Source organism: Arthrobacter sp. Hiyo1 (assembly GCF_001263615.2).
In the GTDB taxonomy this organism is placed as follows: Bacteria; Actinomycetota; Actinomycetes; order Actinomycetales; family Micrococcaceae; genus Arthrobacter.
This window is the reverse complement of sequence record NZ_DF952468.1, coordinates 455,526-456,919: the sequence shown is the minus strand read 5'-3', so window position 1 is coordinate 456,919 and position 1,394 is coordinate 455,526. Positions and strand designations below refer to the sequence as shown.

Below are 1,394 nucleotides of genomic sequence, written 5' to 3'. Positions count from 1 at the left end.
CGGGTACCGCTTGCCGAGCACGGAAGCCAGGCCGACGACGTCGAGCAGTTCTTCCGCGCGTTTGCGGGCTGCCGCCCTGGAAACGCCGTTGAGCCGCGGAACGGTGGCAATGTTGTCCAGCACGGAGCGGTGCGGCATGAGTCCTGAGGACTGCATGACGTAACCCATGGAGCGGCGCAACTGGGCGGCAGGTTCGTTCGAGACATCCTTGCCGGCCACGGTGATGGTGCCCGAGGTGGGCTCTACCATGCGGTTGATCATCCGCAGGGACGTGGTCTTTCCGCAGCCCGAGGGTCCGACGAACACGGTGATGGCACCCTTGTCGATGGACATGCTCAATCCATCAACAGCGGGTTGTCCGCCCTGATACTGCTTGGTGACGCTCTGGAACTCAATCATGGCTTCAGCCATTCCGGGGCTTACCTAACTTCTTGGGCCGCAAATATCAACGATGGAACTCAATCAACAGCGAACTGATGTTCTACAGCCTAACCAGCACCACCGACGATGTCAGTGCAGGCGCGAAGACCGTAATGAATCGGCAATGCTCAGGGCGTCTGCAGTTTTCCGTTGAGGGGACGCTCACTGAGCAGGCGGAGGCCGATGTCCACCAGTGACACCCGGTTCAGTCCGGGAACCTTGCCCAGCGGCACCCAGGCGGCGTGGGTAGTGCTGCCGTCAATCTCGTGGGTCAATTCGCCGCCCGTGATGCTTGCCTCGTAGACCAGCCGGATTGCCTGGAAATCACGGCCTGATCCGTCCAGCCGCTCCTCACCCGGCCAGTGGCCGACGTCGATGCCGAGCATCGCTCCGATGTCGGCGTCGTATCCGGTTTCCTCCTGGATCTCGCGGCGGCAACCGTCGACTGGATGCTCCCCCAAATCCAGGCCTCCCCCGGGGAGGGTCCAGCCTTCCTTGCCGTCTTGCTTCCAATAGGCGAGAAGGATCGCTCCGTCGCGGATGACCACTCCGTACGCGGCCGGGCGGGTGTCGAACTGCATGCTCATGGAGCCAGCCTAGGCCTAAGCTGGAGGGAACACTGTTCAGCACATGGAGTTGTATTGTGACCAACTTGGAAACGGCCCCGTCCCAGGAAGTCTGCCCGGCCGGACATCCCGGGCAAGGACCTTTTGTACAGCTCTGGCCGGCCCGCGAGGTTCCCCTCGGCGGCGTCCGGGCCATGAACGTCTCGCGCACCCTCCCCCAACGCGGAATGCCGACGGTTGGAGCCTGGTGCTTCCTGGACAGCTTCGGCCCGGACCGCATCGCGATGAGCGTCCTTCCCCACCCGCACATGGGACTTCAGACGGTCACGTGGCCCCTCCAGGGCGAGGTGCGGCACCGCGACAGCGTCGGAAGCGACGTGCTGGTCCGTCCCGGGCAGTTGAACATCA

General features: G+C 63.4%; 3 protein-coding genes. 1 reads left to right on the top strand and 2 read right to left on the bottom strand.

Annotated elements, in window-relative coordinates; genetic code table 11:
- A partial coding sequence (locus tag AHiyo1_RS02055) for an ATP-binding cassette domain-containing protein (RefSeq protein ID WP_113990533.1) occupies positions 1-411 on the bottom strand: 411 nt, incomplete at its 3' end.
- A 137-nt stretch (positions 412-548) separates the two neighbouring features.
- Positions 549-1,007, bottom strand: a complete 459-nt coding sequence (locus tag AHiyo1_RS02050; RefSeq protein WP_059387458.1) for an NUDIX hydrolase — start codon at positions 1,005-1,007, stop codon at positions 549-551.
- Positions 1,008-1,063: 56 nt separating this feature from the next.
- Between AHiyo1_RS02050 and AHiyo1_RS02045 the strand changes: the two genes are divergently transcribed.
- The coding region (locus AHiyo1_RS02045; protein ID WP_148667421.1) for a pirin family protein at positions 1,064-1,394 on the top strand (331 nt) is incomplete at its 3' end.